Origin of the sequence: Catenulispora subtropica (genome assembly GCF_039531675.1) — a bacterium.
Classification (GTDB): Bacteria; Actinomycetota; Actinomycetes; order Streptomycetales; family Catenulisporaceae; genus Catenulispora; species Catenulispora subtropica.
Genome location: NZ_BAAAQM010000006.1, coordinates 92,854 through 114,873, shown reverse-complemented (window position 1 = coordinate 114,873; position 22,020 = coordinate 92,854). Strand labels below are relative to the sequence as shown.

Here is a 22,020-nt window from a genome sequence, read left to right as displayed (position 1 = left end):
CGACGCGGGAGCAGACGCGTAGCTGAGCCGCCGCCGGCCTTCAGGCGGCCGCGGAAGGTTGCTCGGCGTCGCGCGGCTGCCCGGGCAGGGTCCGCGCGTGCGCGATCAGGTGCTGAGCCGCCAGCGCGCGCCATGGGCGCCAGGCGTCGGCGGCTTTCCGGATGTCGGTCAGCGCCGGGTCGAGCTTGTTCAGGGCCCTGCGAACCAGCGGATCCCCGTCCGGGAACGCATCCCTTTCTCCGAGCCGCATCGCCAGATGCCGCGCCGCCGTGCGATCGAAGCCCGGCACCGCCTCCACCGCCGCTGCCAGGTCCTCCAGCGCCATGCTGCCGTCGAGCCGGATCTGTCCCGACGCCACCGCCTGCGCGAAGGGACCTTCCACCTCGAGGCCGGCCTCGGCCAGCACCTCGGGGGACGGGAACGCATGGCTGAGGCCGTGCGGCAGCCCCGGCACCTCGACGCCGTGCTCCTTCACCAACCGCGCCAGCTGTTCGGTGGTCTCCTCGCGTCCGCAGCGGACGCGGATCGCCGCCCGCACCCCGACCTCGAACGGTGCCCACGCGCCGGCCACGCGCAATCCCGGCCGGGCCCGCAGCAGCGGTGACAGCAGCAGATCCGAGCCGAGGTGGGGGAGGGCCTCCGGGTCGGCGTCGAGCCCGAGCGCGTGGCGGATCCGCTCGACGACGTGGATCAGCCCTTCCCAATACGGCAGGTGCGCCACGAGCAGCAGGTGGTCGTCCCCGCCGGGCCGCACTTCCAGCACGCCGGGGTCGCCGTCCAGCATGATGACGCGTCGATAGCAGCGCTCTGCGATGTCGACGGACTCCACGCCCGGGACGCGCCGCGCGTCGAGCGACGCCAGCATCGCGTCCCAGTCGTAGGGCGGTGTGAAACCCAGCCGGATGGCCAGGCCGCCGTCGGTGACCAGGCGATCCGCACGCCGCCGGCGTCCGCGCAGGCCGTTCGGCGTGTCGCGGAACGTCTCCCGCATCGCCCGGTTGAACTGCCGCAGACTGCCGAAGCCGGAGGCGAACGCGACGTCGGCCACCGCCAGGTCGGTGTCGTCGAGCAACCGCCGCGCGAAGTGTGTCCGCCGAGACCGCGCCAGCTGGTCGGGCGTCAGCCCGAGGTGCTCCAGGAACATGCGGCGCAGATGGCGGCCCGACCACCCCAGGCGCGCCGCCAACGCCGCCTCGGTCCCCCCGTCGTCGAGCGCGCCGTCGATGATCAGCCGCACGGCCCGGCAGACCAGCTCCGGCGCGTCCCACGGCACCGAACCCACCATCCGATACGGACGGCAGCGCAGACACGCCCGGAACCCCGCCGCCTCCGCCGAAGCGGCCAGATCGAAGGTGCGGACGTTGTCGGCCAGCGGCCGCGCGCCGCACCCGGGACGGCAGTACACGCCGGTGGTGACCACAGCCGAGTAGACGGTCATAACCCACGTATAGCTCACGCCACCGACGGTGGCCGGCCGGATTCGGACACGAGCGCGGCACGCCGCGGTCCGGGGCTCCCACCGTACGGACCGCGGCGTGCCGCGCCGAAGCCGGCCGCGTGTCACGCAGCCCGCGGTGCGAAGTAGTGCTCCTGCTCCAGATCCGCGACCAGCCCCGCGTGCTCCGGCTCCCACCCCAGCAGCTTCCGCGTCGCCTCGGACGACGTCGGGTTGTCCAGCTGCACCAGTCCGGCGAGGAATCCGAAGTGCCCGGCCGCCTCCTCGGCGCCGATCGACGCCGTCGGCACCCCGAGCCGGCGCCCGATCGTCTCCGCGATGACGCGGAACGGCACACCCTCGTCCTCGACCGCGTGCAGCCGCGTGCCGCCGGGCGCCGACTCCAGCGCCAGCCGGTACAGCCGCGCCGCGTCCCGGGTGTGCACCGCCGGCCAGCGGTTGGCGCCGTCGCCGACGTAGGCGGCGACCCCCTTCTGGCGGGCGATACCGATCATGACCGGGCCGAAGCCGTGGTGGTCCAGGTCGCTGTGCACGAGCGGCGCCAGCCGGATCACCGCCGTACGCACCCCGTCGGCGGCCATCGCCACCAACGCGTTCTCGGTGTCGGCGCGCGACCCGCCCGGCAGCGTGTCGTGCTCGAAGCCGAGCACGCCGTTCGCGCGCAGGGCCAGCAACAGGGTGCCGGCGGTGCCGATCAGCGGCTTGCCGGTCCCGGCCAGCCGCTCGCCGATGGCGCGCACGGTCCGCAGGTCGGCCGCGGCCGCCGCGGCCATGTCGGTGAACGAGTGGTCGTAGGCGAGGTGGATGACGCCGTCGGAGGCGGCGACCGCGTCCAGGAACGAGTCGGGGTCGGCGGCGTCGCCGCGGTGCACCTCGGCACCCCGCGCGGTCACCGCCGCGGCCGCCGCGTCGCTGCGTGCCAGGCCCACCACCTGGTGGCCGGCCGCGAGCAGCTCGGGGATGACGGCGGAACCGATGTGACCGGACGCGCCGGTGACGAAAACGCGCATGGCAGGGCCTCCTCAGCCGATGATGTCAGTCGCTGACATCATGGAGGCTAGCACTGATGTCAGTCACTGTCATAACCTAAGATGGGAGCCATGAGCCGCTGGCCGTCGAATCCCCGGGGACGCCTCGAACAAGCCGCGATGGACCTGTTCGTGGAGCGGGGGTACGACCAGACCACCGTCGCCGACATCGCCATGCGCGCCGGCCTCACCGAGCGCACGTTCTTCCGTCACTTCGCCGACAAGCGCGAAGTGCTCTTCTACGGCGGGCCGGTGCTCCAGGACCGCATGGTCGGCGCGGTGGAAGCCGCTCCGCCGGAAGCGGCGCCGCTCACCGCCGTCGCGGCGGGGGTGACCGCCGTGGCGCCGATGTTCGCCGGCCGCCACGCCGCGGCCCGGCTCCGTCAGAGCATCATCGACTCCCACCCCGAACTTCAGGAGCGCGAGGTCGCCAAGCTGGCCCACCTCGCCGAGGCCCTGGCCGACGCCCTGCGCGCCCGCGGCGTGCCGGATCCGGCCGCACGTCTGGCCGCGGACTCCGGCATCGCGGTCTTCCGGGCGGCGTTCGCGCAGTGGGTGACCAGCCCGGCCGGCGATATGCGGCCGAGGATCGACGAGTGCTTCGACGAGTTCGTGAAGATCGCGGAAGCGGTCCGCTGAGCCGCCTGAGGGCCTGAGCCGCTAGAAGGTCTCGGGCGACGGCCTCACCGACGCCACGGGCCCAGTGCCGCGTTCGTCGCCTGCCGGATCAGGGCACGTCGGGCGGCGGCGTCGCCGGCGTCCGCACCCTCGTCCATCAGGGCTGTGACAGCGCCGGACACGGCACCGGTGAAGGCGCCGGCGAGAGCCGCGGCCGTGACGCGGTCCAGCTGGTCGGGGAACGCGGCGCTCAGAGCCCGCGCGATCTCCTGTTGCGCGTCCATCTGGATCTGCAGTGCCTTGCCGCGTAACGGAGATCGCAGGCGACCGGCTGAGCTCCGCAGGTAGCCGCCGCGCTGAGTGTGGTCGCCGGGCGCACCATCCCGCACCACCGCGTGCCCCTCCAGGCGCTGTGGGAGCACGCGCCGGAGGCGGCGAAGGTCTTCACCTGGGTCGACGCGCACTACTACGAAGGCGGCGTCACCCCGGGGCTGCTGGACTTCGAGGCCTGGCTCGCGCGCGACGGCCGGGCACGGTTGGTGGAGCAGCTCTGGCCCACCCGCCCCTCGGCGCTCTACGCGGTCTACTCGGTCTACGAGGCCTACGCGGTCTACTCGGTGTGGTCGCCGAGCGGTCCCAGTACCGCCTCGCCGATGTCCCCGAGCACCCTGATCTGCTCCGGCGTCATCCGATCGATGAACAGCCGCCGCACCGAGGCCACATGCCGCGGTGCGGCCTCCTCCAGGGCGAGGCGCCCGGCGGGCGTCAGCACGATGTCCGAGCCGCGCGCGTCGCCGTCGACGTCCTCGCGCCGGACCAGACCGCGGTCCTGCATACGCGTGATGTGGTGGGACAGCCGGCTGCGCGACCACAGCATGCGGTCGGCGAGCTCGCCGAGCCGGCGGCGCCCGGACTCGGACAGGTTGGACAGCACGTCGTAGTCCGGCTCGGACAGGCCGCTGTCCTGGGCCAGCTCGCGGTTCACCGCCGCGCTCAGCACCAGCCGCAGCCGCCGGTAGGCGAGCCAGGCCCGCATCTCCTCGGCGGTCAGCCAGCGCGGGTCGGGGACGGGATCGGCAGGGGCGTCCGCGGTCATGCCGCCAGCATAGCGCTTTTGTTGACGTATCACCGATCGCGGCGTACGGTCTTTGTTGACACGTCACCGACCTCCGGTGGCGGCGGCGCTCCCCGAGGAGGAACGGCGATGCACCCCTTCGTCCGCCGCATAGCGCAGCTCTACGTGGGACTTGTGCTGTTCGGCTTCAGCACCGCCCTGATGGTCCGCTCCCGGCTCGGCCTCGCCGGGTGGGACGTGCTGCACCAGGGCCTCGCGGACCGCACCGGCCTGTCGATCGGCCACGTGGTGATCGCGGTCGGCGCGCTGGTGCTGCTGGCCTGGATCCCGCTCCGGCAGCGGCCCGGCTGGGGGACCGTCAGCAACGTCGTCGTCGTCGGCTTCGCCGCCGACGCCGCGCTCGCGGCGCTGCCGAGCCCGGGCGCCGTGGTGCCCCGCTCGGCGCTGCTGGCCGCCGGCATCCTGCTCAACGGGATCGCCACCGGCCTCTATGTCGGCGCGGGACTCGGCCCCGGCCCCCGCGACGGCCTGATGACCGGGTTCGCCGCGCGCACCGGCGGCTCCCTGCGCCGCGTCAGGATCGTCATCGAGGCCGCCGTCCTGCTGGCCGGCTGGCTGCTCGGCGGCTCGGTCGGCGTCGGCACCGTCGCCTACGCCGTCGCGATCGGCCCGCTCGCCCAAGCCTTCATCACGCGGTTCGCCGTGCGGGTCCCCGCTGAGGCGGCCCGTTCCGGACAAGCTGCCGAGAGTCCCGAGAGGACCGACCCATGCCCCGCCTTCTGATCATCACCAGCACGACGCGTCCCGGCCGCGCCGGTACCGACATCGCCGCCTGGGCCCGGGACCTGGCGCACGCCCACGGCGCCTTCGACGTCGAAGTCGCCGACCTGGCCGAGATCGACCTGCCCTTCCTGGACGAGCCCGAGCACGCGGGCTCCGGTGTCTACGCCCACGATCACACCCGCGCCTGGAGCGCGATCGTCGACCGCGCGGACGCCTTCCTGATCCTCACCGCCGAATACAACCGCGGCATCACCGCACCGCTGAAGAACGCCATGGACTACCTCTACCGCGAGTGGAACGACAAGCCGGTCGGCTTCCTCGCCTACGGCATGTCCTCCTCGGGGCTGCGCGCAGCGGAGATGGCCTCGCAGATCGCGGTGGCCCTCGCCATGGTCCCGGTCGGCGTCGTCCCCCTGTCGCTGCGCCAGCTCCGGGACACCGGACTCGCGCCGCACCACGAAGACAGCCTGCGTGAACTGCTCGACGGCTTGGCGCGCTACAGCGGCGTGCTGGCCGCGTTGCGGGCCGACTCACAGCCGTTGGAGCAGGTGGCGTAGTGGGCCGCCGTCAGGACTGAGACTCGGCGGTGCCGTACCCGGGACCGGACTGATTCCACCCGGGCGCCACCGCCAGCGGGACCTCGGAGCCCTCCGGCGGATTCCCGTAGTGGTTCCAGATCTGGTTCAGCTCATGCTGGTAGTACAACGACTGCAGGCCGGCGACGAACATCAGGATCAGCCCGATCCATCCGTTGCAACTGCCCGGCAGCCCCGCGGCGCGCTGCATCTCGGCGATGCGGACTCCGGTGCGGTAGACCGAGACGAACGGCGGGATGATGATGATCCATCCGACCAGCACGGCGAGCAGCGAGACGCCGGGCCGGACGTCGATCCGCCGGTCGAAGTCCCGCGCCTCCCGGTTGATCTTGTAGTACCAGACGAACCAGTAGATCCCGAGGGTGATCAGCGGCCACACGAACCAGACCAGGAAGATGTTGCGGTGTTTGCCGACGCGACCGTTCACCAGGGCTCCAGATGCAGATGAGGGTTGGTGCGCTGCACTCGTGCCCGCCGGACCCGCCGCCGAAGCCGGCACTGGTCCGCACGGGTCACCGGAGCGGACCGGCGCTATCCGCGCGACTCGTAGCGCTTGTCCCGGATCTGGATCTGGGCCGGCTTGCCCTCGGCGGTGCTCCGGCGGTCGACGTCGAACAGTCCGGTCGCGGCCACCAGGTTGCTGAGCTTGGCGTAGCCGTAGGTCCGCGAGTCGAAGTCCGGCTGCTGGTTCGTCAGGATGTGGCCCACGCCGGACAGCACGGCCCAGCCGTCCTCGTCGCTGGCCGCCTCCACTGCGTTGCGCAGCAGGCTGACGAGCTTCGCGTCGCCCCGCAGCCGCGCCTCCGCGGTGGTGGCGGTCGGCTTCGCCGCGGTGGTCGGGACGGCCTCGTCGGCGGCCACGAGGTTCTCGATGTAGATGAACTTGTCGCACGCCACGACGAACGGCTTCGGCGTCTTGCGCTCCCCGAAGCCGTACACGATCAGTCCCGACTCGCGGATCCGCGCGGCCAGGCGCGTGAAGTCGCTGTCGGAGGACACGATGCAGAACCCGTCGAACCTGCCCGAGTACAGCAGATCCATGGCGTCGATGACCATCGCGGCGTCGGTCGCGTTCTTGCCGGAGGTGTAGGCGAACTGCTGGATCGGCTGGATGCTCAGCGCGAGCAGGTGCTCCTTCCAGCCCTTGAGGCCGGTCCCGGTCCAGTCCCCGTAGGCGCGCTTGACGTGCGCCGTGCCGTACTTGGCGACCTCGGCGAGCAACGTCTCCACCTTGCTCGGCTGGGCGTTGTCGGCATCGATCAGCACCGCCAGCTTGAGCGGGTTCTCCGCGACCACGAGCCGCTCCCTTCGACGTGGTCCACGGTAGCGGCTGCTGGGGAGCCTGCCCGCTCCCGGTGCGGGAGGGCCGCGTGTGTCGTCTCAGCGGCGCGCACAGCATCCGGTTACTACGCCGATCAGGTGATGCGACCGCTCAGCGGCCGGCCGTCACCTTTCCCCGCGGTGCCCGTCCACCAGGGCCGGGGCGTGCTCGTGCCACGCGTGCAGGCCGGCGATCGACGCGTGCCTGGCCTGTTCCAGCCGGGCCGCCGCGAGGGCGGTGGGGGAGATGTCGTGCTGCTTGGTCCACGTCCTCAGGCTGCGGGCCACGGCCACAGCCGTCAGCGCCATGCCGACGGCGGCGACCATCATGCCGGCGCCGGCCAGGGCGGCGCCGGCCCGGAGCATGCGGGTGGTGGAGGGCGATTCTTCTGCGAACGTGTCCATCTTTCCACCATGCGTCCGCGTGCCCCGATCGGCATGTCCACGCGCCCGCTACTGTCGCGGCTCCCACCGGAAGAAGGCCCGTGCGGCCAGGACGCCGACGACCGTCCACCCCAGGGTCGCCGGCAGCAGGAGTGGCAGCGTCGAGAGGCCGCCGCCGTCCCAGGCCGTTTCGACCAGCTCGGCCAGGGCGCCGCCGGGGAGGGTGCGTTTGACCGCGATCAGATGGTCCGTGCCGGTCGCCTGAAACCAGACGGCCGCCGCCGTGGCGACGAGGAAGATCGGCGCCGTCGTGTACTGCGCGTGTTCCGGTGACGCGGAGAGGCCCGCGGTCGCGAGCGCCAGGCCGGCGAACATGGCTTGCGCGATGACGATCGCGGCGACCAGGAGCAGGGGGTTCGAAGGGACGTCGGCATACGCCAGGACGCCGAGCACGATGGCGAGCTGAACGAGGTTCACGCCGACCGGCGGGGCGACGAGCCCCGCGATGATCGCGCGGTCGGAGACCGCCCCACCGCGCATCCGCTTGAGGTAAAGGGTCTGGCGGCGGGAGGCCAGGGTCGTCGTCACCGTCACATAGGTGCCCATCGCGACCATCAGGATGATCTGGACGCCGGCCACGGCGCCGCCGCGTTCATGGGCGCCCCTGCTGAAACAGAGGAAGACACCGAAGGACATGGGGAACAGGAGCGCGGCGCCCGCGACGGTGCGGTTGCGGACGAGCATCCTGAGTTCGGCGGCGGCGATGGCGTTCATGCCGTGGTCCTCTCGGCCCCGAGCGAGGCGAAGACGTCGTCGAGCCCGGAGGGGCTGACGCTGAACCGGATCAGCTCGTGGCCGTTCGCGGCGGCCCAGGTCATCAGCGTGGCCACGTCCCGCTGTGGGGTGCGTGTCCGGATCACCACGAGGCCGTTCTCCGTGCCGGTCACCGCGACCGGGATGGCGTCCACGGCGCCCGGCGGCACGAAGCGCACCGTCGTGACGCCGTCGGCGGTCAGATCGGCGACCGTGCCCTCGCGGCGCAGCGTCCCTTCGTGCATCAGGCCGATGCGGTCGGCGCCCTTCTCGGCTTCCTCGAGATAGTGGGTGGTCAGCAGGAACGTGGTCCCGGCGGCCTTGAGTTCGGCGACGATCGCCCACAGGGCGGCACGGGACGTCGGGTCGAGCCCGGTGGTCGGCTCGTCGAGGAAGATCAGCTCCGGCGTCCCCCAGATCGCCATCGCGAAGTCGACGCGCCGCTTCTCTCCGCCGGACAGCTGCGCGACGCGGGTTCCGCTCTTCGGGGCCAGGCCGACCCGCTCCAGCACGCTGTCGACGTCATCCCGGCGCCCCGAGATCGCGCCGGCCAACGCGACACTCTCCCGGACGCTGAGCTCGGCGGCCAGCCCGGAGTCCTGCAGCATGATCCCCACACGGGGGCGGATGCGGCGCCGGTCCGCCGGATCTCCGCTCAGCACCCGTACCCGGCCGGACGTCGGAACCCGATGCCCCTCCAGCACCTCCAGCGTGGTCGTCTTCCCGGCGCCGTTGGTGCCCAGCAAGGCGTACGTCTCGCCGCGGCGGACGGTGAGCCCCACATCGCGGACGGCTGCGTGCCCGCCTTCGGTGGAACGGCGCTTCCGCCGATAAGTGAAGCCCACGTTCCAGGCCTCGATGACCGCGTCTTCCGTTGTTTCCCTCATGAACCCACGATCCCGAGCGGCCGCGGAACCGCCATAGTGCCGCGTTCCCACGACCTCGCGTGACATTTGTCAGCCCGAGACGTGACCGCTCGGCCGGTCCGCGCGGTGCCCGGCCCGCCTAGGCTGGCGCCATGACGCCGGACATCCCGCAGGACTGGTCGGCCACCGACCTCACCGTGCCCGCCCTGGCCCGGATGCGTCGCTACACCACCTGGACCCTCGTCGGCGTCGTGGCCGCCTACGTGTGCCTGATCGGCGCCTCGCAGCCGAAGCCGTCGGCGTTCCCGGCCACGGCGTCGCTGATCGCCGGAGCCCTGGTCTGCTGGCAGTGCGCGCACTGGGAAGAGGGCGCGCGGCCCGCCGTCGCCGGTTCGGCGCTCGTCGCCTCCTACGCGGTGGCGTGGGCGATCGCGATCACCCATCGCAATCCGATGGAGGGCATCGCGTTCTGTCTGTCCGCGGCACTGGTGACGAGCGTGCCGCCGTTGGCCCGGTGGCGATGGAGCGTTCTCGCGATGGCGCTGGCGGTCCTGCCGGTGGCCGTCCTCGGCGACGCGAAGGCGGTGGTGGGTGTGGCGGCCATGATGGCCGCCGCCATCGGCCTGTTCCGCGGCAACCGCTTCGGGTTCGGGCTCTATCTGGAGATCGACCAAGCCCGGCGGGCCACGGCGGACCTCGCCGTCATGCGGGAGCGGTACCGGTTCGCGACCGACCTCCACGACATTCAAGGCCAAGCGCTGCACGTCAGCCGCTTGAAACTGCAACTCGCCGACAAACTGCTCGACAAGGACCCCGCCCTTGCCCGGGCCCACGTGCGTGAGGCCGAGCAACTCATCACCGAGACGATCGCCGAGACCAGACGCCTGGCCTACGGGGAACGCGGCGTCACCCTCGCCGGAGAGCTGGCGAACTCGGAGTCGCTGGTGCGGGCCGCCGGCATCGAGCTGGACGTCAAGGGGCGGGCCCCGGTCGGGCACCCGCTCGACGACTTGTTCGCGCTCGTGGTGCGTGAGGCCACCACCAACCTGCTCCGGCACGCGCACGCCGAACACGTCCTCGTCGAGTGGGGACCCGATTCCGTGCGGATCGTGAACGACGGGGTGCGGGACGGCATGCAGGGGCTCAGCGGGCTGGCGCGGCTCGGGGAACGCTTCGCGGCCCGCGGTGGGATCCTCAAGACATCGTGCGCCGACGGGACCTTCGTGACGTCGGCCGGTGTCGCGCCGTGATCCGCGTCCTGATCGCCGACGACGAGACCCTGCTCCGGAGCGCGATCGCCAGCCTGCTGGACATGGGGGAGTCGCTCGAAGTCGTGGCCCAGGCCCGCGATGGGGCCGAAGCCGTGGAGCTCGCCGCCGGCCACGACCCGGACGTCGTGCTGCTGGACCTCGAGATGCCGCGGCTCGACGGCATCGAGGCCGCCCGGCGCATCCTCGCGCGGCGGCCCGAGCAGGCCGTCGTCCTGCTCACCCGGCACGGCCGCCCGGGTGTCCTGCGGGCGGCGCTGGCCGCCGGGGTCCGCGGCTTTCTGCCCAAGTCCGTCGATCCCGGCGAACTGGAGCGCGTCATCGTCCACGTGCACGGCGGCCGCCGCTGGATCGACGCCGACATCTCCGCCGCGGCGATGATGGACGACTGCCCGCTCACCGACCGGGAGCTCGACGTGCTCCGCCTCACGACGGACGGCTTCAGCGTCCGGGAGATCAGCGACCACCTGTACCTCGCCTCGGGCACCGTCCGCAACTATCTGTCCTCGGCGATGCAGAAGACCGGCGGGAGGTCACGCCACCTCGCCGCGCGCATCGCGAACGAGCGCGGCTGGCTGTAGGACTGAATCGGTTTTCTGAGACGCTTTGCGTGGCCGCGCCGACCGGACTTAAGGTCGACAGGTATCTCGAAAAGGGCATCCACTCCGCCGGGGGCAAGGGGCCAGGAGTACCTGTGAGAGACCTTTGTGAACACTGTGATCATCGAGCCCGCGGACGCGGATCTCATCCGTCTCGGGCCCGGTGATGTGCTGAGCTTCGGGCGGGGCGCGCCCGGGGCTCCGGTCGGCCTGGAACTCGCCGGAGCCGGCGTCTCGCGGCGAGCCGGAGAAGTCGTCGCCGTGGACGACCACTGGCGCATCTCCAACTACAGCGGGACGACCACCTACGTCGTCGAGAACCTCGAAGGCGCGGGCGAGCACGTCAAAGTGGCGCCCGGACGGATCGGCGCGCCGATCCCGTTCGAGATCTCGCGGGTCGTGCTGCCGGTCGCCGACGGCTTCGTCGGATTCACCGTCTACGCGCCTCAGCATTCGTACGTGGAACCGGCCGGCGACGGGGAGTCGGGGGACCGGACGGTGGTGCCGTTCGCCCTCGACCCGGGGGCGAAGTACTTCCTGGTGCTGCTCGCCTTGTGCGAGCCGAGGCTGCGGGACGCCTCGGCGGTCGCGATCCCGAACGCCGGCGAGGTCGTGGCCCGGCTGCGACCGCTGCCGTCGTGCGCGGACCTGACCCGATCCGCGGTGAACTACCACATCGACTATCTGGCCACCGCCAAGCTCCGGCTCCGGCAGCGGGAGGGCACGGACGACGCGGCCCGGATGGACTGGAAGCGCGAGGCGCTCGTCTCCCTGGCGCTGCGCTACGACCTGGTGCGGGACGAGCACCTGCGGATGCTGCCCTCGCGAAGGGCGGCGGAATGAGCACCGGTGGGGCCCGCCCGGTGGACGTGCCCCCGGGCTACGTCGTCGGCCGGTGGCGCGTGACCGGCTATCTCGGTTCCGGCAGTTGGGGCAGTGTCTATTCCGGCGAGCCTGTCGCGGAAACGGAGCTGCCGGACGGCGAACCGGGACAGGTCGCCCTCAAGTTCCTGCCGCCGTCGGTCGGCACGCCCGGTCGTCGCGCACTGCTGGCGGGGGTCGTCGAGCGTGAACGGCGGTTCAGCGCGAGCGCCGACCACCCCGCGCTCATCCGGACCATCGCCGTGGAGACCGCGGTCGGCGGCGCCGCCGACGGGGCGACCGTACTGGTGATGGAGCGGGCCGTCGGCAACGTCAGACAGCTCCTGGACGGCCGCCCGGTTCCCGGTGCCGAGCGCATGCTGGCAGAGGTCTGTTCAGCGCTCGCCCACATGCACGGAGCGGGCTGGATCCACGGCGACGTGAAGCCGGGCAACGTCCTGCTGCTGGCCGACGGCGGCGCGCGCCTGGCCGACTTCGGCGTCACGACCGAGCTCGACGGCACCCACGGCTACGTGCCGCGTCTGGGGTCCTCCGACCATCTGCCGCCGGAATGGTGGTCCGAGCAGGTCGGCGTGGAGGGCGTCATGCTGCGCCCCACGGCTGACGTCTGGGCCTTCGGCGTTCTGGCTCACCAGATGCTCACCGGCGGACGGCATCCCTTCGCGGGCGCGACGCCACACGCCCGCGCCATGAACGCGCAGAGCTACGGGCACAGCGGCGAGGGCTTGCTCATCGACGAGGGCATCGCAGAGCCCTGGCGAGACGTGATCAGGGACTGTCTGGCCCCGGACCACGCGAGCCGGGCGGCGTTCCCCGCACGGGTCGTCGCCGACCGCATCGACGGGTTGCTGGCGGATCCCGGGGGTCTTCCGCGCGTTCGTCGGTGCGTCCGGCCGGTGCCGGCAGCCTTGGTCGCGGTGGTCACGGTGGTCACGGTGGCTGCGATCGCGGCCACGTCGTTCGCGCTGTGGCCGGGCTCATCGGATGAAACGCCCGCCTCACCGTCATCGGCGAGGGCCGGCTCCGGGACCGCGCGCGGTGAGCTCCGTCCTGGCGCGGCGGTGCCCGCGCAGTACCGCGATGCGATCCGGACGGCGGCGCACGCATGCCCGGCGCCCGAAGTCACTCCGGCACTGATCGCCGGCGTCCTGAAGGAGGAGAGCGGGTTCGATCCGGACTTCGCCGATCCCGCCACCGAGTCCTACGGCATCGCCGGCTGGACTCCGCAGGTGTTCCACGCTGTGGCGCCGCCGAGCGCCGACTACATGAACCCCACGGACGCCATCATGGCCGCTGGCGACTACCTGTGCGGGTTGGACGAGGAGTTCGCCAAGGAGCACCTGCCGGGGGATCTCGCGGCGCTCACCGTGGCGGGCTACGACACCAGCACGGCCGCTGTGGCGGCCGCGCGCGGCGTTCCGGCGAAGGCGGCGGCGTTCACCGACTCAGTTCTCGAGGATGCCTCGGAGTACGGCGTCTGAGGGGACGGTCCTCGTCCGCCGACGAGGACCGTCCCCACCCCCTCATCGCGTCAGCTGGAGTGCGGCGGTGCCGTGCATTCGTTGATGCCGTCCAGCCAGGCCGGGCCCTTGATGTAGATGTTGCTGACCCAGCCGTTGTAGTCCGGCAGGTACGACCAGCCGTCGTTGGTGTAGCCCTGGTCGGTCACCGGGGATCCGTGCCACTGGCACTTGATCGTGACCACCGTCGGCGCCGCGATGGTGGTCACCACGGCGGCGGCGGTCGTCGTGTCCGCCCGGACGTTGACGTTCGTCGCCCAGATCTGCCGCTGGTTCCCGTCGTTGTTCTGGCCGCCGGTCTGGCCGCCGTCGCACGCCGGCACGTCGGTCAGCCAGGGCTCGCCCTTGACGTAGATGTTGCTGATCCAGCCGTTGTAGTCGGGCAGGTGCGACCAGCCGTCGTTGGTGTAGCCCTCGGCGGTCACCGACTGGCCGTGCACCTGGCAGTCGATGCGGACGGCGGTCGGCCCGGCCAGCCGGCCGGCCTGGTCCGACGTCGACGACGGCGCGGTGTGCAGGTTCACATCGGTGCCCCACGTCATGTGGTTGCCGCCGCCGCCCGCCACGCCGCCGTCACAGGTCGGCACGCCGGCCAGCCAGGCGTCGCCCTTCATGTAGATGTTGGAGACGTAGCCGCCGTAGTCCGGGATGTAGGACCAGGCGTCGTTGGTGACGCCCTCGGCGGTCACCGACTCGGCGTGCTCCTGGCACTGGACGGTGACCGCGGTCGGTGTGGAGATCGTGGCCACGACCGGTGCGGACACCGAGGCCAGCGAGTGCACCCGGACGTCCGTGCCCCACGTCGACTGCGATCCTCCCGATGGTTGAGTGCCGTCGCAGGCCGGGATGTTCGGAAGCCAGCCGGGTCCCTTCACGTAGATGTTGGAGACCCAGCTCCCGCCGAGGTCCGGCAGGTGGGACCAGACGTCGTTGGTGTAGCCCTCGGCCGTCACCGACTCGGCGTGCTCCTGGCAGTCGATCCGGATCCCGGTCGGACCCGGCAGCGTTGTGTAGACCGGAGCGGACACCGAAGGCGAGGTGTGCGTCCTGACCCCGGTGCCCCACGTGGAGTTCGGCCCGCCGCCGCCTCCGGCGCCGCTGACCCGGATCGCACCGGCGTAGTCGGCGTGGTCGGACAGGTTGGAGACCCGGATGTACTCGCCGGACTGCCGGGCCTCGGCGATGACGCCCTGCCCGAGATACAGGGCCGTGTGGTGGACGTAGGTCGCGCTGCCGAAGAAGAGGACGTCACCGGGACGCAGTGCGCCGATGCCCTGCGCCGGCGTGATCCGCACGTTCCACGGCGCCTTGAAGTTCCCGTCCGCGGTCGTGTCGCCGATGATGTCGTAACCGGCGGCGACGTAGTAGACGTACCGGATGAAGCCGGAGCAGTCGAAGCCGAGGTGCTGCGGGTCGTTGGCGCTGCGCACCGGGTCCGACTTGTCCACCGAGCCGTAGGTGGCCCGCGGCGGGGAGACGCTGTGGCCGCCGCCCCAGGTGTACCAGGTGGGCCTGGCGATGACGCCGCAGGCGGCCTGGATCGCGGCGGCGCCGAGCGGGTCGGTCTCGCCCTTCTGGTCGCAGGTCAGCGCGCCGACACCGCCGGTGCCGGTCTGCGAGACGTGGTGCTGCACCGCCGTGTTCACCGCGGCCGAGGTGATCTCGGACGCCGGGGCGTTCTCGTCGTTGGCCGTGCCGTACTGCGTGTGCTGCGGCAGGCTGTCGCCGAACTGCTTGAGCCAGTCCGAGCCGACGGCGCCGGGGCGGTTGCACACGTGGTCGTCGGTGCGGCAGACGTCGAAGTAGCGGCCGCCGCCGATGAACCCGGCGAAGACGCCCGGCACCGGACGGCGCTCGAACAGCCCGCCGTCCGCGACGGACGCCGAAGCCGGACGCAGGTTCGCGTCCAGGGTGCGCATCTGGCCGTCCTGGGCCATCCCCGCCTGGCCGTTGTCCCGCGACGGATCGGCGATGTCCACGATCGCGCCGACCTCGGACTCGACGGACTGCAGCCCGGGTTCGGAGAGCGCGTTCTTGACGGCTTCCGCGCCCTGCGAGTAACCGACGAGGATGACGGTCGTGGTGCCGCCGCAGTTGTCGGAGTACCAGCGGACCTCCCGGACGATCTCGTCCCGGCCCCGGTTCATGGAGTCCATGTAACCGGTGAAGGTCGGCGGCCAGAGGTCCGGCGCCGCCGGATAGTCCACGTTGCGGATGTCGACGGTCGCGTCCGGCAGGACGTTGCTGTCGCCGTCCAGGTTCGCACCGCCGTAGCCGTGCTGGGACAGCGCCTTCTTGAGACCCCAGATGTAGTTGTTGTTGACGCCGACGTCGCCCCAGCGGTGCTGGCTGTCCGAGGATTCGTTGGTGCCGTAAGCCGACAGAATCACGAACGGGTGGCACGACATCGCCGGCTGCGGCGCCGGCGTGTGCGCCTGAGCGGCTGCCGGCGTCAGCCCGGCCGCCAGCAGTCCTCCGACCGCCAGCCACCGGGTCAGCCCTCTGATCCGATTCACGTCCTATGTCCTCCTTGAGCGTTACCCGGCTGGAACGCTACGGCGGAGGGTCGGGACATCGGTACCTGAGAGGTCTCAGGGTCCTCCTTTCAGCCTAACCGCCGGATCGACGACCGCCCTGGTCACGACGCCAGCGCGTCGGCGGCGTGCCGTAGCGGTTCTTGAACGCGCGGCTGAAGGCCGCCTCCGACGCGTAGCCGACGCTCTCCGCGATCTGCGCGACCGGAAGAAGACCGTCGCGCAGCAGGCGGGTGGCCGCGTCGAGGCGGACGTGCGCGAGGTAGGTGGCCGGCGGCTTCCCGACACGCTCGACGAACCGCGCGGCGAAGGCCGATCGGGACAGGCGGGACTCCCGGGCCAGTTCCTCGACCGTCCAGTCGCGGCCCGGATCCCGGTGGATGGCGCTCAAGGCCAGGCCGATCTGCGGGTCGAACCCGCCGGCCAGCCAGTTCGGTTCGGCGTCCGCGCCGGCCGCCCAGGCGCGCATGATCTGGATGAAGATCAGGTCGAGGATGCGGGCCACCATCACCGCGGAGCCCTGGGAAGGCGACCGCATCTCCAGCACGGCCATCCTGCGGGCGATCTCGAGCCCTTCCAGGGCCGAGCCGCCGCCGCTGCGCAGGATGATCACGGCCGGGAGGCCCCCGAGCAGATGACTCGCCCGCGGGTCGCCGATCGTGAACGTCCCGCAGAGCCAGCGTGCCGGTTCGGTCCCGCCCACGTCGCGGACGCAGTGCGGATCGCCGCGGGGGAGCAGGACGAAATCGCCGCGGCCGACGCGCTCGATGTGGGGGTCGCCGTCGATCCGCAGCGCGATGTCACCCGCTTCGACGATGTGCAGGCAGCCCACGTCCTTGAAGTCGACCGCGGCCCCCGGTGGCGGTGCGTACGCGACGATCCGGTCCCCGTTCAGCCGGACGCTCCGCAGCAACTCCGAAAGCAGGTCGTGCGACTCGCCCTCGGGCGGCGGCCGGAGCGATTCATCCGGCACCGCTGGACGATCGGCAAGATTCTCCGGCGGAGCGGTCATGGTCGCTGCCCATCCCTCTGCATACGATCGACGAACAGTGAGCCAGGCCAGGTCACAGGCGGATTTCCGCCGCTGCGGTCCAGCTGCTCGAAACCATCCGGGTCCTGATCCGCTCACGTGTGCCCACCGAGACTAACCAACCAGGAGGTCGTCCATGGCCGAGCAAGGCAACCCCACCAAGATCAGCTTCGTCTACTCCAACCCGGCCGACCCGGAGGCGTTCGAAGCGGCCTACCCCGAGCAGCTCGACCTCGCGCGCAAGCTGCCCGGCCTGATCCGCCTCCAGTCCTCGAAGGTCTGGCCCAAGGAGGACGGCTCCCCGACTCCGGCATACCGCCTGCTGGACCTGTACTTCGCCGACTACGCGGCGGCCAGCGCCGCCGCGGCGGAGGCGGGTCCGCTCGTCGGCGCCACGAAGCAGCACGCCACCGGCGGCGTGGTGATCGCGTTCGCGGAGATCCTCGAGGACGCCTAGCCGGACACGGCAAGGCTGCCGCCGTCGTTCCCAGGCCGAGGAGACATCGGCCTGGGAAGCCGACCCGACCTGAGCAAGTAGCCTGGCTCACTGGAGTCACGGCCCTACGGTGGATCACCGTGATCGTCGCCCGGTCCCGCCTGGGCCATCGACCGGCGGGCGACAGTCGCACCGCTGGTCAGGGCACGGCGCCACGGGACGACGCCCTCGATCTCGATCTCCAGCGAGAAGCTGAGGAAGGTACGGATCAGCACGATGATTCCGAGCACGCCCACCCCTTCGAGGGTGGGCGTGACGGCCACCGTCCTGAGAAGGTCCGCGGCGACCAGGATTTCCAAGCTCAGCAGCAGCGCACCGCCGAAGAAGCCCCGCAGGAGGCGATACGCCCGGCCGCCGTCCGAGGTGCGCCGCCACGTCACGGCGGCGAGTACCAGGCCCGCCACGAGCCCCACGGCGAGGACGGCCGCTCCGGCGAGCTCGAAGCCCTGGGCGAGGTGTTCCATGAACTCGGTGAAGGTCATGGCACGTCCGGCGCCAGGTCATCGTGCATGCGTCCATCGTCGGCGGGCGGTGTGCCGCCTGCAACCGGGACTCCGACCGGCGGGGTGCCCGCTGTCGCCGCCTCAGCGCTCTCCTTGAAGGGCCTCGCTCACGGCGCCGCGACTCCACGCCGCGGCCTCACGGCGCCACGGCCTCACGGCGATGGCAGCGGCACGGCCTGCGGGACCTCGATCTCGCGGCGTTGCGGCGGGGTCACGGTGCGGACGGGGTCCGGGAGGGGCTGTTCGGCCCAGATGATCTTGCCGTGCGACGTGTAGCGGGTGCCCCAGCGCTCGGTGAGCTGGGCGACCAGGAACAGCCCGCGGCCGCCCTCGTCGGTGCTCGCAGCGTACGTCAGGTGCGGCGAGGTGTTGCTGCCGTCGGAGACCTCCATGATCAGGCTGCGGTCGCGCAGCAGCCGGACCCGCACCGGCTCCGAGCCGTAGCGGATCGCGTTGGTGGCCAGCTCGCTCAGGACGAGCTCGGTGGCGAAGGACAGCTCGCCCAGGCCCCACTCGTCCAGCGTCGCCGCGCTCCACGCCCGGACGTCGGCGACGGCGGCCGGGTCGGCGGGCACGTCGCGCTCGGCCACCCGGTCGGGGCCGAGCACCCTGGTCCGGGCGATCAGCAGCGCCACGTCGTCCTGCGGGCGCTCCGGCAGCAGCGCGTCCAGCACGGCCCGGCAGTTCTCCTCCGGCTCCCGGTCGCCCTGCGCCAGCGCCGCGCGCAGCAGCTCCATGCCGACGTCGAAGTCCCGGGTGCGCTCCTCGATCAGGCCGTCGGTGTAGAGCACGATCTGGGTGCCCTCGGCCAGTTCGAACTCGGCCGTCTCGTAGGGCATCCCGCTCGCGCCGAGCGGCGGTCCGGTCGGCAGGTCCGGGAAGGAGACCTTGCCTCCGGGCTCGACCAGCGCGGGCGGAGGGTGGCCGGCGGTCGCGACGGTGCACAGCCGGGTGGTCGGGTCATAGATCGCGTACAGGCAGGTGGCGCCCGTGACGCCGAACCCGGTCCCGCTCTCGGCCTCCTCCTGGTCGATCCGGTTGACCAGCTCGTCGAGGTAGCCGAGCAGCTCGTCGGGCGGCACGTCGAGGGCGGAGAAGTTGTGGACGGCGGTGCGCAGCCGGCCCATGGTGGCCGCGGCGTGCAGCCCGTGGCCAACCACGTCGCCCACGACCAGGGCGACCCGGCTGCCGGGCAGCGGGATCACGTCGAACCAGTCGCCGCTCACGCCGGACTGCGCGGGCAGGTAGCGGTGCGCGACCTCCAGGGCGTTCTGGTCGGGCAGGGCGCGCGGCAGCAGGCTGCGCTGCAGGGTCACGGCCATGGCGTGTTCGCGGGTGTACCGGCGGGCGTTGTCGATGCTCACGGCGGCCCGCGCGACCAGCTCCTCGGCCAGCGAGCGGTCGTCGTCGTCGAACGGCGCGGGCTTGCGCGACCGCCAGAAGTTGACGACGCCCAGGATGATGCCGCGGGCGTCGAGCGGGGTGGTGATCAGGCTGTGGAAGCCGTGGTCCATGATCCGCCGGGTCCGCTCCGGATCCTGCGCCTGCCAGCCGTACGCGGTCTCCAGGTCGGGCACGACCTGCGAACGGCCGCTGTCGAAGCCGCGGGCCATCGGCGAGGACGGGATGAAGGCGGTCAGCTTGCCGACCGGGTAGAACGGGTGCTCCTCGCGGATGCCGTGGACGGCGGTGCGCCGCAGGTTGACGGCGCCGCCGGTGGGCTCGTCGCCCTGCAGCACCGGGTCGGCCAGGTCGACGGTGACGAAGTCCGCGAAGCCCGGCACCGCGATCCGGGCCAGCTCCTGGGCGGTGCGCTCGACGTCGAGCGTGGTCCCGATGCCGACGCCGGCCTCGTACAGCAGGGCCAGGCGCTGGCCGGCCACCTCGGCCTTGCCGGAGAGGGCGAGCAGCTCCGTGGAGTCCCGGATGGTCGCGACCGTGCCCATGTCGGGGCCGTGCGGGTCGGTCGGCCGCTGGTTGACCGCGACGAGCCGGCTGCCGACGTGCAGCAGCTCGTCGGTGACCGCCTGCCCCGACAGCAGCAGGCCGGTGGTCTCGGGGGTGAGCCCCTCGATGTCGCCCAGGTACCGGCCCTCGGCCTGCGCGGGCAGGCCCAGCAGGTTGCGCGCCTCGTCGTTGGCCAGCAGCAGCCGCCCGTCCTCCCCGACGATGACCACGCCCTCGCGGACCGCGTGCAGGACGGCGTTGTGGTGCTCGTACATCCGGGCCAGCTCACCCGGGTCCATGCCCCGGGTCTGGCGCTTCACCCGGCGGGCGATCAGCGCGGTGCCCACGGTGGCGACCGTGACGGCGGCGGCACCCGTGCCGAGGATCAGCGGCAGCTGCCGGTTGCCGGCGGCGGTGACGTTCTTGACCTTCAGCCCGGCCGACACCAGGGCGGGGATCGACCCGTCCGGCGCGGTCACCGGGACGGTCGCCTGGACCTCGTGCCCCAGCGGGCCGTGCACGCTCTCGGTGTAGACCTGCCCGTGCAGCGACGGGCCGATGGTGCCGACGAACCGCTGCCCGATCTTGCTCGGGATCGGATGCGTGTAGCGGATCCCCTGGTCGTTCATGACGACGATGAAGTCGACACCGGCCACCTGGCGGGTCGCCTCGGTGATCGGCTGCAGGATCGCTGAGGGATCGGGCGACTTGAGCGCGGCGAGCAGTCCGGGGGAATGCGCGAAGGACTGGGCGACGGCGATCGACCTGTTCTTCGCCTCGGAGTCGCTGCTCCGCCTGGACTCCACGACCTGCGCCAGGATCGCCCCGAACACGAGCAGCACCACGACCACGAGTTCCAGAGCGAATACCTGAGTAGCCACGCTCCGTCGGTTTCTCACGACGAGTGGCTTTCTGGATGCGGTCCGCGCCCGGTCGACATGCTCGACCATGTTGTTATTTCTATCACTATGCCTGGATTATTCCATCAGTTCGCCCTCGTTGTCTCGCCCCTCGGAACAACAGCCCAGGTCGACGAGTCACCGGTGGAGCAGCACAGGCGCCGCGCCGATGCCCTGCTCAGCGGGGCCGCCGAGCAGTTTTCCCGGAGGCGTGGGGCGCGGTCGCAGGAGCCCCGGCGGTTCAAGGATCCGGCCGAGCTCTCGTCCGGGCCGCCGAGGAAGCGAGCCGGGGTCGTGTGGCTCCCGACGTCCAAGCCGCCGTCCGCGACGGCGCACAGCATGGCGGCGTCGCCATAGCCGCTGCCGGACGAGCAGGTGGCGCATTCCGACGGGCTGGCGGGCAGGAGGATCCGCCCGACCCGGTCGAGGCATTTCGTCGCACATTCGCGCCATCGCGGAGAAGTCGCGGCGATAGCGTGTCCGGGCAAGCTGGCGCCGTGGTCATCGACATTGCGTTGTTGGGAACCGTCAAGATCGCTGTGAGAAGTGGCGAGGGAGCCACGGACGTGGCTCTTTCCTACTTGGAGCGAAGCCTGCTAGCGGCCTTGGCCTGTGCGCCGGGAACCGTCGTCTCCACGGAGCGCCTGGCCGACATGCTCTGGGACGGTCCGCCGCCGTCGGGCGCGCGGACCCGGGTGCATGGGCTTGTCTCCTCGGTGCGCAAGCGGGTCGCAGCCGCGGGTGGTGACGCGCTTGTGCTCGCCACCGATCCTTCGGGCTATGTCCTGTGCGTCGAGCCGGAGCGCGTCGACGCGGAGTGTTTCCGGGCCCTGATGCTGCAAGCCTCGGATGCCGTCGAGCGGGGCGAACGCGACTCCGCCACAGAGTGCTGGCAGCGGGCACTGGGTCTGTGGCGGGGGCCGGCCTTCGACGGCTTGCGGCCGCATGCGTTCCAGATCGAGGCGCTGGCCCTGGAAGAGATGCGGATGACCGCGTGGGAGAACTGCTTCGACGCCGATCTGCGGTCGGGACGCTATGAGCGGGTGATCCCCGAGCTGACGAGACAGCGGGCGCGGCATCCGGGGCGCGAGCGGCTGGTCGCGCAGCTGATGATCGCGCTGCACGCGACCGATCGCCATGCCGAGGCGTTGGGGACCTACCGGGCCTTGCGACAGCACCTACGCGACGAGTACGGGATGAGTCCGGGCGTGCGGGTCAGCAAGATCCACGAGCTTCTGCTCCGCGGGCCGTCCGAGATGGGGGAACTGCTGGCGACTCTTCCGGGCTGCCACGCTCTCACCGGATGATCCGCGTTCGGAGGCTCCGCAGCGGCTTCACAGCGCGATCACAGCGAGTTCGCATCGGCGCCGAGAATACTCATTGAGTACGGATCTTGAGTCCGG

At 71.6% G+C, this 22,020-nt stretch carries 22 protein-coding genes; 9 read left to right on the top strand and 13 right to left on the bottom strand.

The features are described 5' to 3' along the window. Nucleotides 1–40 precede the first annotated feature (40 nt). Both ABD466_RS07860 and ABD466_RS07855 read right to left on the bottom strand, forming a co-directional pair. Nucleotides 41–1,438 (bottom strand): DNA-3-methyladenine glycosylase 2, encoded by a 1,398-nt coding sequence (locus ABD466_RS07860; RefSeq protein ID WP_344656284.1) that lies wholly within the window; start codon nucleotides 1,436–1,438, stop codon nucleotides 41–43. Nucleotides 1,439–1,560: 122 nt separating this feature from the next. Then, nucleotides 1,561–2,466, bottom strand: a complete 906-nt coding sequence (locus ABD466_RS07855; RefSeq protein ID WP_344656283.1) for an SDR family oxidoreductase — start codon at nucleotides 2,464–2,466, stop codon at nucleotides 1,561–1,563. Between the two features lie 90 nt (nucleotides 2,467–2,556). Here ABD466_RS07855 and ABD466_RS07850 point away from each other — a divergent pair, with 90 nt between their 5' ends. Next, complete coding sequence (locus tag ABD466_RS07850; protein ID WP_344656282.1) at nucleotides 2,557–3,123, top strand: TetR/AcrR family transcriptional regulator; 567 nt, start codon at nucleotides 2,557–2,559, stop codon at nucleotides 3,121–3,123. Nucleotides 3,124–3,167: 44 nt separating this feature from the next. On the opposite strand, the gene ABD466_RS07845 is transcribed toward ABD466_RS07850, so the two are convergent. Both ABD466_RS07845 and ABD466_RS07840 read right to left on the bottom strand, forming a co-directional pair. Beyond that, nucleotides 3,168–3,524 carry a hypothetical protein gene (locus ABD466_RS07845; RefSeq protein ID WP_344656281.1) on the bottom strand — a complete coding sequence of 119 codons (357 nt, stop codon included), beginning with the start codon at nucleotides 3,522–3,524 and terminating at the stop codon, nucleotides 3,168–3,170. A 188-nt stretch (nucleotides 3,525–3,712) separates the two neighbouring features. Continuing rightward, nucleotides 3,713–4,198, bottom strand: a complete 486-nt coding sequence (locus ABD466_RS07840; RefSeq protein ID WP_344656280.1) for a MarR family winged helix-turn-helix transcriptional regulator — start codon at nucleotides 4,196–4,198, stop codon at nucleotides 3,713–3,715. Nucleotides 4,199–4,306: 108 nt separating this feature from the next. Between ABD466_RS07840 and yczE the strand changes: the two genes are divergently transcribed. Then, the gene (gene yczE / locus ABD466_RS07835; RefSeq protein ID WP_344656279.1) at nucleotides 4,307–4,960 is read left to right on the top strand and encodes a membrane protein YczE; all 654 of its coding nucleotides are present in this window, start codon (nucleotides 4,307–4,309) and stop codon (nucleotides 4,958–4,960) included. Then, nucleotides 4,945–5,517: an NADPH-dependent FMN reductase gene (locus ABD466_RS07830; protein WP_344656278.1), complete on the top strand. Its 573-nt coding sequence runs from the start codon at nucleotides 4,945–4,947 to the stop codon at nucleotides 5,515–5,517. The genes yczE and ABD466_RS07830 overlap by 16 nt, the downstream gene beginning before the upstream one ends. Before the next feature lie 10 nt (nucleotides 5,518–5,527). Here the strand turns inward: ABD466_RS07830 and ABD466_RS07825 are convergent, their stop codons facing one another. The 5 genes from ABD466_RS07825 to ABD466_RS07805 form a co-directional block, all read right to left on the bottom strand. Continuing rightward, complete coding sequence (locus tag ABD466_RS07825) at nucleotides 5,528–5,983, bottom strand: DUF4234 domain-containing protein (RefSeq protein ID WP_344656277.1); 456 nt, start codon at nucleotides 5,981–5,983, stop codon at nucleotides 5,528–5,530. A 104-nt stretch (nucleotides 5,984–6,087) separates the two neighbouring features. Beyond that, a complete protein-coding gene (locus tag ABD466_RS07820) occupies nucleotides 6,088–6,852 on the bottom strand; it encodes an NYN domain-containing protein (RefSeq protein ID WP_344656276.1) in 765 nt (254 codons plus the stop codon). A 150-nt stretch (nucleotides 6,853–7,002) separates the two neighbouring features. Further along, nucleotides 7,003–7,281: a hypothetical protein gene (locus ABD466_RS07815; protein WP_344656275.1), complete on the bottom strand. Its 279-nt coding sequence runs from the start codon at nucleotides 7,279–7,281 to the stop codon at nucleotides 7,003–7,005. A 48-nt stretch (nucleotides 7,282–7,329) separates the two neighbouring features. Continuing rightward, entirely contained in the window at nucleotides 7,330–8,034 is a 705-nt protein-coding gene (locus ABD466_RS07810; RefSeq protein ID WP_344656274.1) for an ABC transporter permease, read from the bottom strand. Beyond that, nucleotides 8,031–8,960 carry an ABC transporter ATP-binding protein gene (locus ABD466_RS07805; protein ID WP_344656273.1) on the bottom strand — a complete coding sequence of 310 codons (930 nt, stop codon included), beginning with the start codon at nucleotides 8,958–8,960 and terminating at the stop codon, nucleotides 8,031–8,033. Before ABD466_RS07805 ends, ABD466_RS07810 begins: the two co-directional genes overlap by 4 nt. 131 nt (nucleotides 8,961–9,091) lie before the next feature. Here ABD466_RS07805 and ABD466_RS07800 point away from each other — a divergent pair, with 131 nt between their 5' ends. The 4 genes from ABD466_RS07800 (at nucleotide 9,092) to ABD466_RS07785 (ending at nucleotide 13,169) form a co-directional block, all read left to right on the top strand. Then, nucleotides 9,092–10,189 (top strand): sensor histidine kinase, encoded by a 1,098-nt coding sequence (locus tag ABD466_RS07800; RefSeq protein ID WP_344656272.1) that lies wholly within the window; start codon nucleotides 9,092–9,094, stop codon nucleotides 10,187–10,189. Next, the gene (locus tag ABD466_RS07795; RefSeq protein ID WP_344656271.1) at nucleotides 10,186–10,788 is read left to right on the top strand and encodes a response regulator transcription factor; all 603 of its coding nucleotides are present in this window, start codon (nucleotides 10,186–10,188) and stop codon (nucleotides 10,786–10,788) included. The genes ABD466_RS07800 and ABD466_RS07795 overlap by 4 nt, the downstream gene beginning before the upstream one ends. Nucleotides 10,789–10,914: 126 nt before the next feature. Beyond that, a complete protein-coding gene (locus ABD466_RS07790; RefSeq protein WP_344656270.1) occupies nucleotides 10,915–11,649 on the top strand; it encodes a serine/threonine protein kinase in 735 nt (244 codons plus the stop codon). Then, complete coding sequence (locus ABD466_RS07785) at nucleotides 11,646–13,169, top strand: protein kinase domain-containing protein (protein WP_344656269.1); 1,524 nt, start codon at nucleotides 11,646–11,648, stop codon at nucleotides 13,167–13,169. The genes ABD466_RS07790 and ABD466_RS07785 overlap by 4 nt, the downstream gene beginning before the upstream one ends. A 50-nt stretch (nucleotides 13,170–13,219) precedes the next feature. Here ABD466_RS07785 and ABD466_RS07780 read toward each other — a convergent pair whose 3' ends face one another. Next, on the bottom strand, nucleotides 13,220–15,724 hold the full coding sequence (locus ABD466_RS07780) for an NlpC/P60 family protein (RefSeq protein ID WP_344656268.1): 2,505 nt from the start codon (nucleotides 15,722–15,724) through the stop codon (nucleotides 13,220–13,222). A 94-nt stretch (nucleotides 15,725–15,818) separates the two neighbouring features. After that, nucleotides 15,819–16,715 carry an AraC family transcriptional regulator gene (locus ABD466_RS07775; RefSeq protein WP_344656267.1) on the bottom strand — a complete coding sequence of 299 codons (897 nt, stop codon included), beginning with the start codon at nucleotides 16,713–16,715 and terminating at the stop codon, nucleotides 15,819–15,821. A gap of 193 nt (nucleotides 16,716–16,908) precedes the next feature. Here ABD466_RS07775 and ABD466_RS07770 point away from each other — a divergent pair, with 193 nt between their 5' ends. Next, complete coding sequence (locus tag ABD466_RS07770; protein WP_344656266.1) at nucleotides 16,909–17,229, top strand: EthD family reductase; 321 nt, start codon at nucleotides 16,909–16,911, stop codon at nucleotides 17,227–17,229. Nucleotides 17,230–17,333: 104 nt separating this feature from the next. On the opposite strand, the gene ABD466_RS07765 is transcribed toward ABD466_RS07770, so the two are convergent. Both ABD466_RS07765 and ABD466_RS07760 read right to left on the bottom strand, forming a co-directional pair. Further along, the gene (locus ABD466_RS07765; protein ID WP_344656265.1) at nucleotides 17,334–17,750 is read right to left on the bottom strand and encodes a DUF1622 domain-containing protein; all 417 of its coding nucleotides are present in this window, start codon (nucleotides 17,748–17,750) and stop codon (nucleotides 17,334–17,336) included. Between the two features lie 173 nt (nucleotides 17,751–17,923). Further along, nucleotides 17,924–20,668: a SpoIIE family protein phosphatase gene (locus ABD466_RS07760; protein ID WP_344656264.1), complete on the bottom strand. Its 2,745-nt coding sequence runs from the start codon at nucleotides 20,666–20,668 to the stop codon at nucleotides 17,924–17,926. A gap of 245 nt (nucleotides 20,669–20,913) precedes the next feature. Here ABD466_RS07760 and ABD466_RS07755 point away from each other — a divergent pair, with 245 nt between their 5' ends. Continuing rightward, the gene (locus ABD466_RS07755; RefSeq protein WP_344656263.1) at nucleotides 20,914–21,924 is read left to right on the top strand and encodes an AfsR/SARP family transcriptional regulator; all 1,011 of its coding nucleotides are present in this window, start codon (nucleotides 20,914–20,916) and stop codon (nucleotides 21,922–21,924) included. Nucleotides 21,925–22,020 lie beyond the last annotated feature (96 nt).

Excerpts from the sequence above, each read along its gene's own strand:
- ABD466_RS07860 (WP_344656284.1), bottom strand. The coding sequence starts at position 1,438 with ATGACCGTCTACTCGGCTGTGGTCACCACCGGCGTGTACTGCCGTCCC.
- ABD466_RS07855 (WP_344656283.1), bottom strand. The coding sequence starts at position 2,466 with ATGCGCGTTTTCGTCACCGGCGCGTCCGGTCACATCGGTTCCGCCGTC.
- ABD466_RS07850 (WP_344656282.1), top strand. The coding sequence starts at position 2,557 with ATGAGCCGCTGGCCGTCGAATCCCCGGGGACGCCTCGAACAAGCCGCG.
- ABD466_RS07840 (WP_344656280.1), bottom strand. The coding sequence starts at position 4,198 with ATGACCGCGGACGCCCCTGCCGATCCCGTCCCCGACCCGCGCTGGCTG.
- yczE (WP_344656279.1), top strand. The coding sequence starts at position 4,307 with ATGCACCCCTTCGTCCGCCGCATAGCGCAGCTCTACGTGGGACTTGTG.
- ABD466_RS07830 (WP_344656278.1), top strand. The coding sequence starts at position 4,945 with ATGCCCCGCCTTCTGATCATCACCAGCACGACGCGTCCCGGCCGCGCC.
- ABD466_RS07815 (WP_344656275.1), bottom strand. The coding sequence starts at position 7,281 with ATGGACACGTTCGCAGAAGAATCGCCCTCCACCACCCGCATGCTCCGG.
- ABD466_RS07810 (WP_344656274.1), bottom strand. The coding sequence starts at position 8,034 with ATGAACGCCATCGCCGCCGCCGAACTCAGGATGCTCGTCCGCAACCGC.
- ABD466_RS07805 (WP_344656273.1), bottom strand. The coding sequence starts at position 8,960 with ATGAGGGAAACAACGGAAGACGCGGTCATCGAGGCCTGGAACGTGGGC.
- ABD466_RS07800 (WP_344656272.1), top strand. The coding sequence starts at position 9,092 with ATGACGCCGGACATCCCGCAGGACTGGTCGGCCACCGACCTCACCGTG.
- ABD466_RS07785 (WP_344656269.1), top strand. The coding sequence starts at position 11,646 with ATGAGCACCGGTGGGGCCCGCCCGGTGGACGTGCCCCCGGGCTACGTC.
- ABD466_RS07770 (WP_344656266.1), top strand. The coding sequence starts at position 16,909 with ATGGCCGAGCAAGGCAACCCCACCAAGATCAGCTTCGTCTACTCCAAC.
- ABD466_RS07765 (WP_344656265.1), bottom strand. The coding sequence starts at position 17,750 with ATGACCTTCACCGAGTTCATGGAACACCTCGCCCAGGGCTTCGAGCTC.
- ABD466_RS07760 (WP_344656264.1), bottom strand. The coding sequence starts at position 20,668 with ATGGTCGAGCATGTCGACCGGGCGCGGACCGCATCCAGAAAGCCACTC.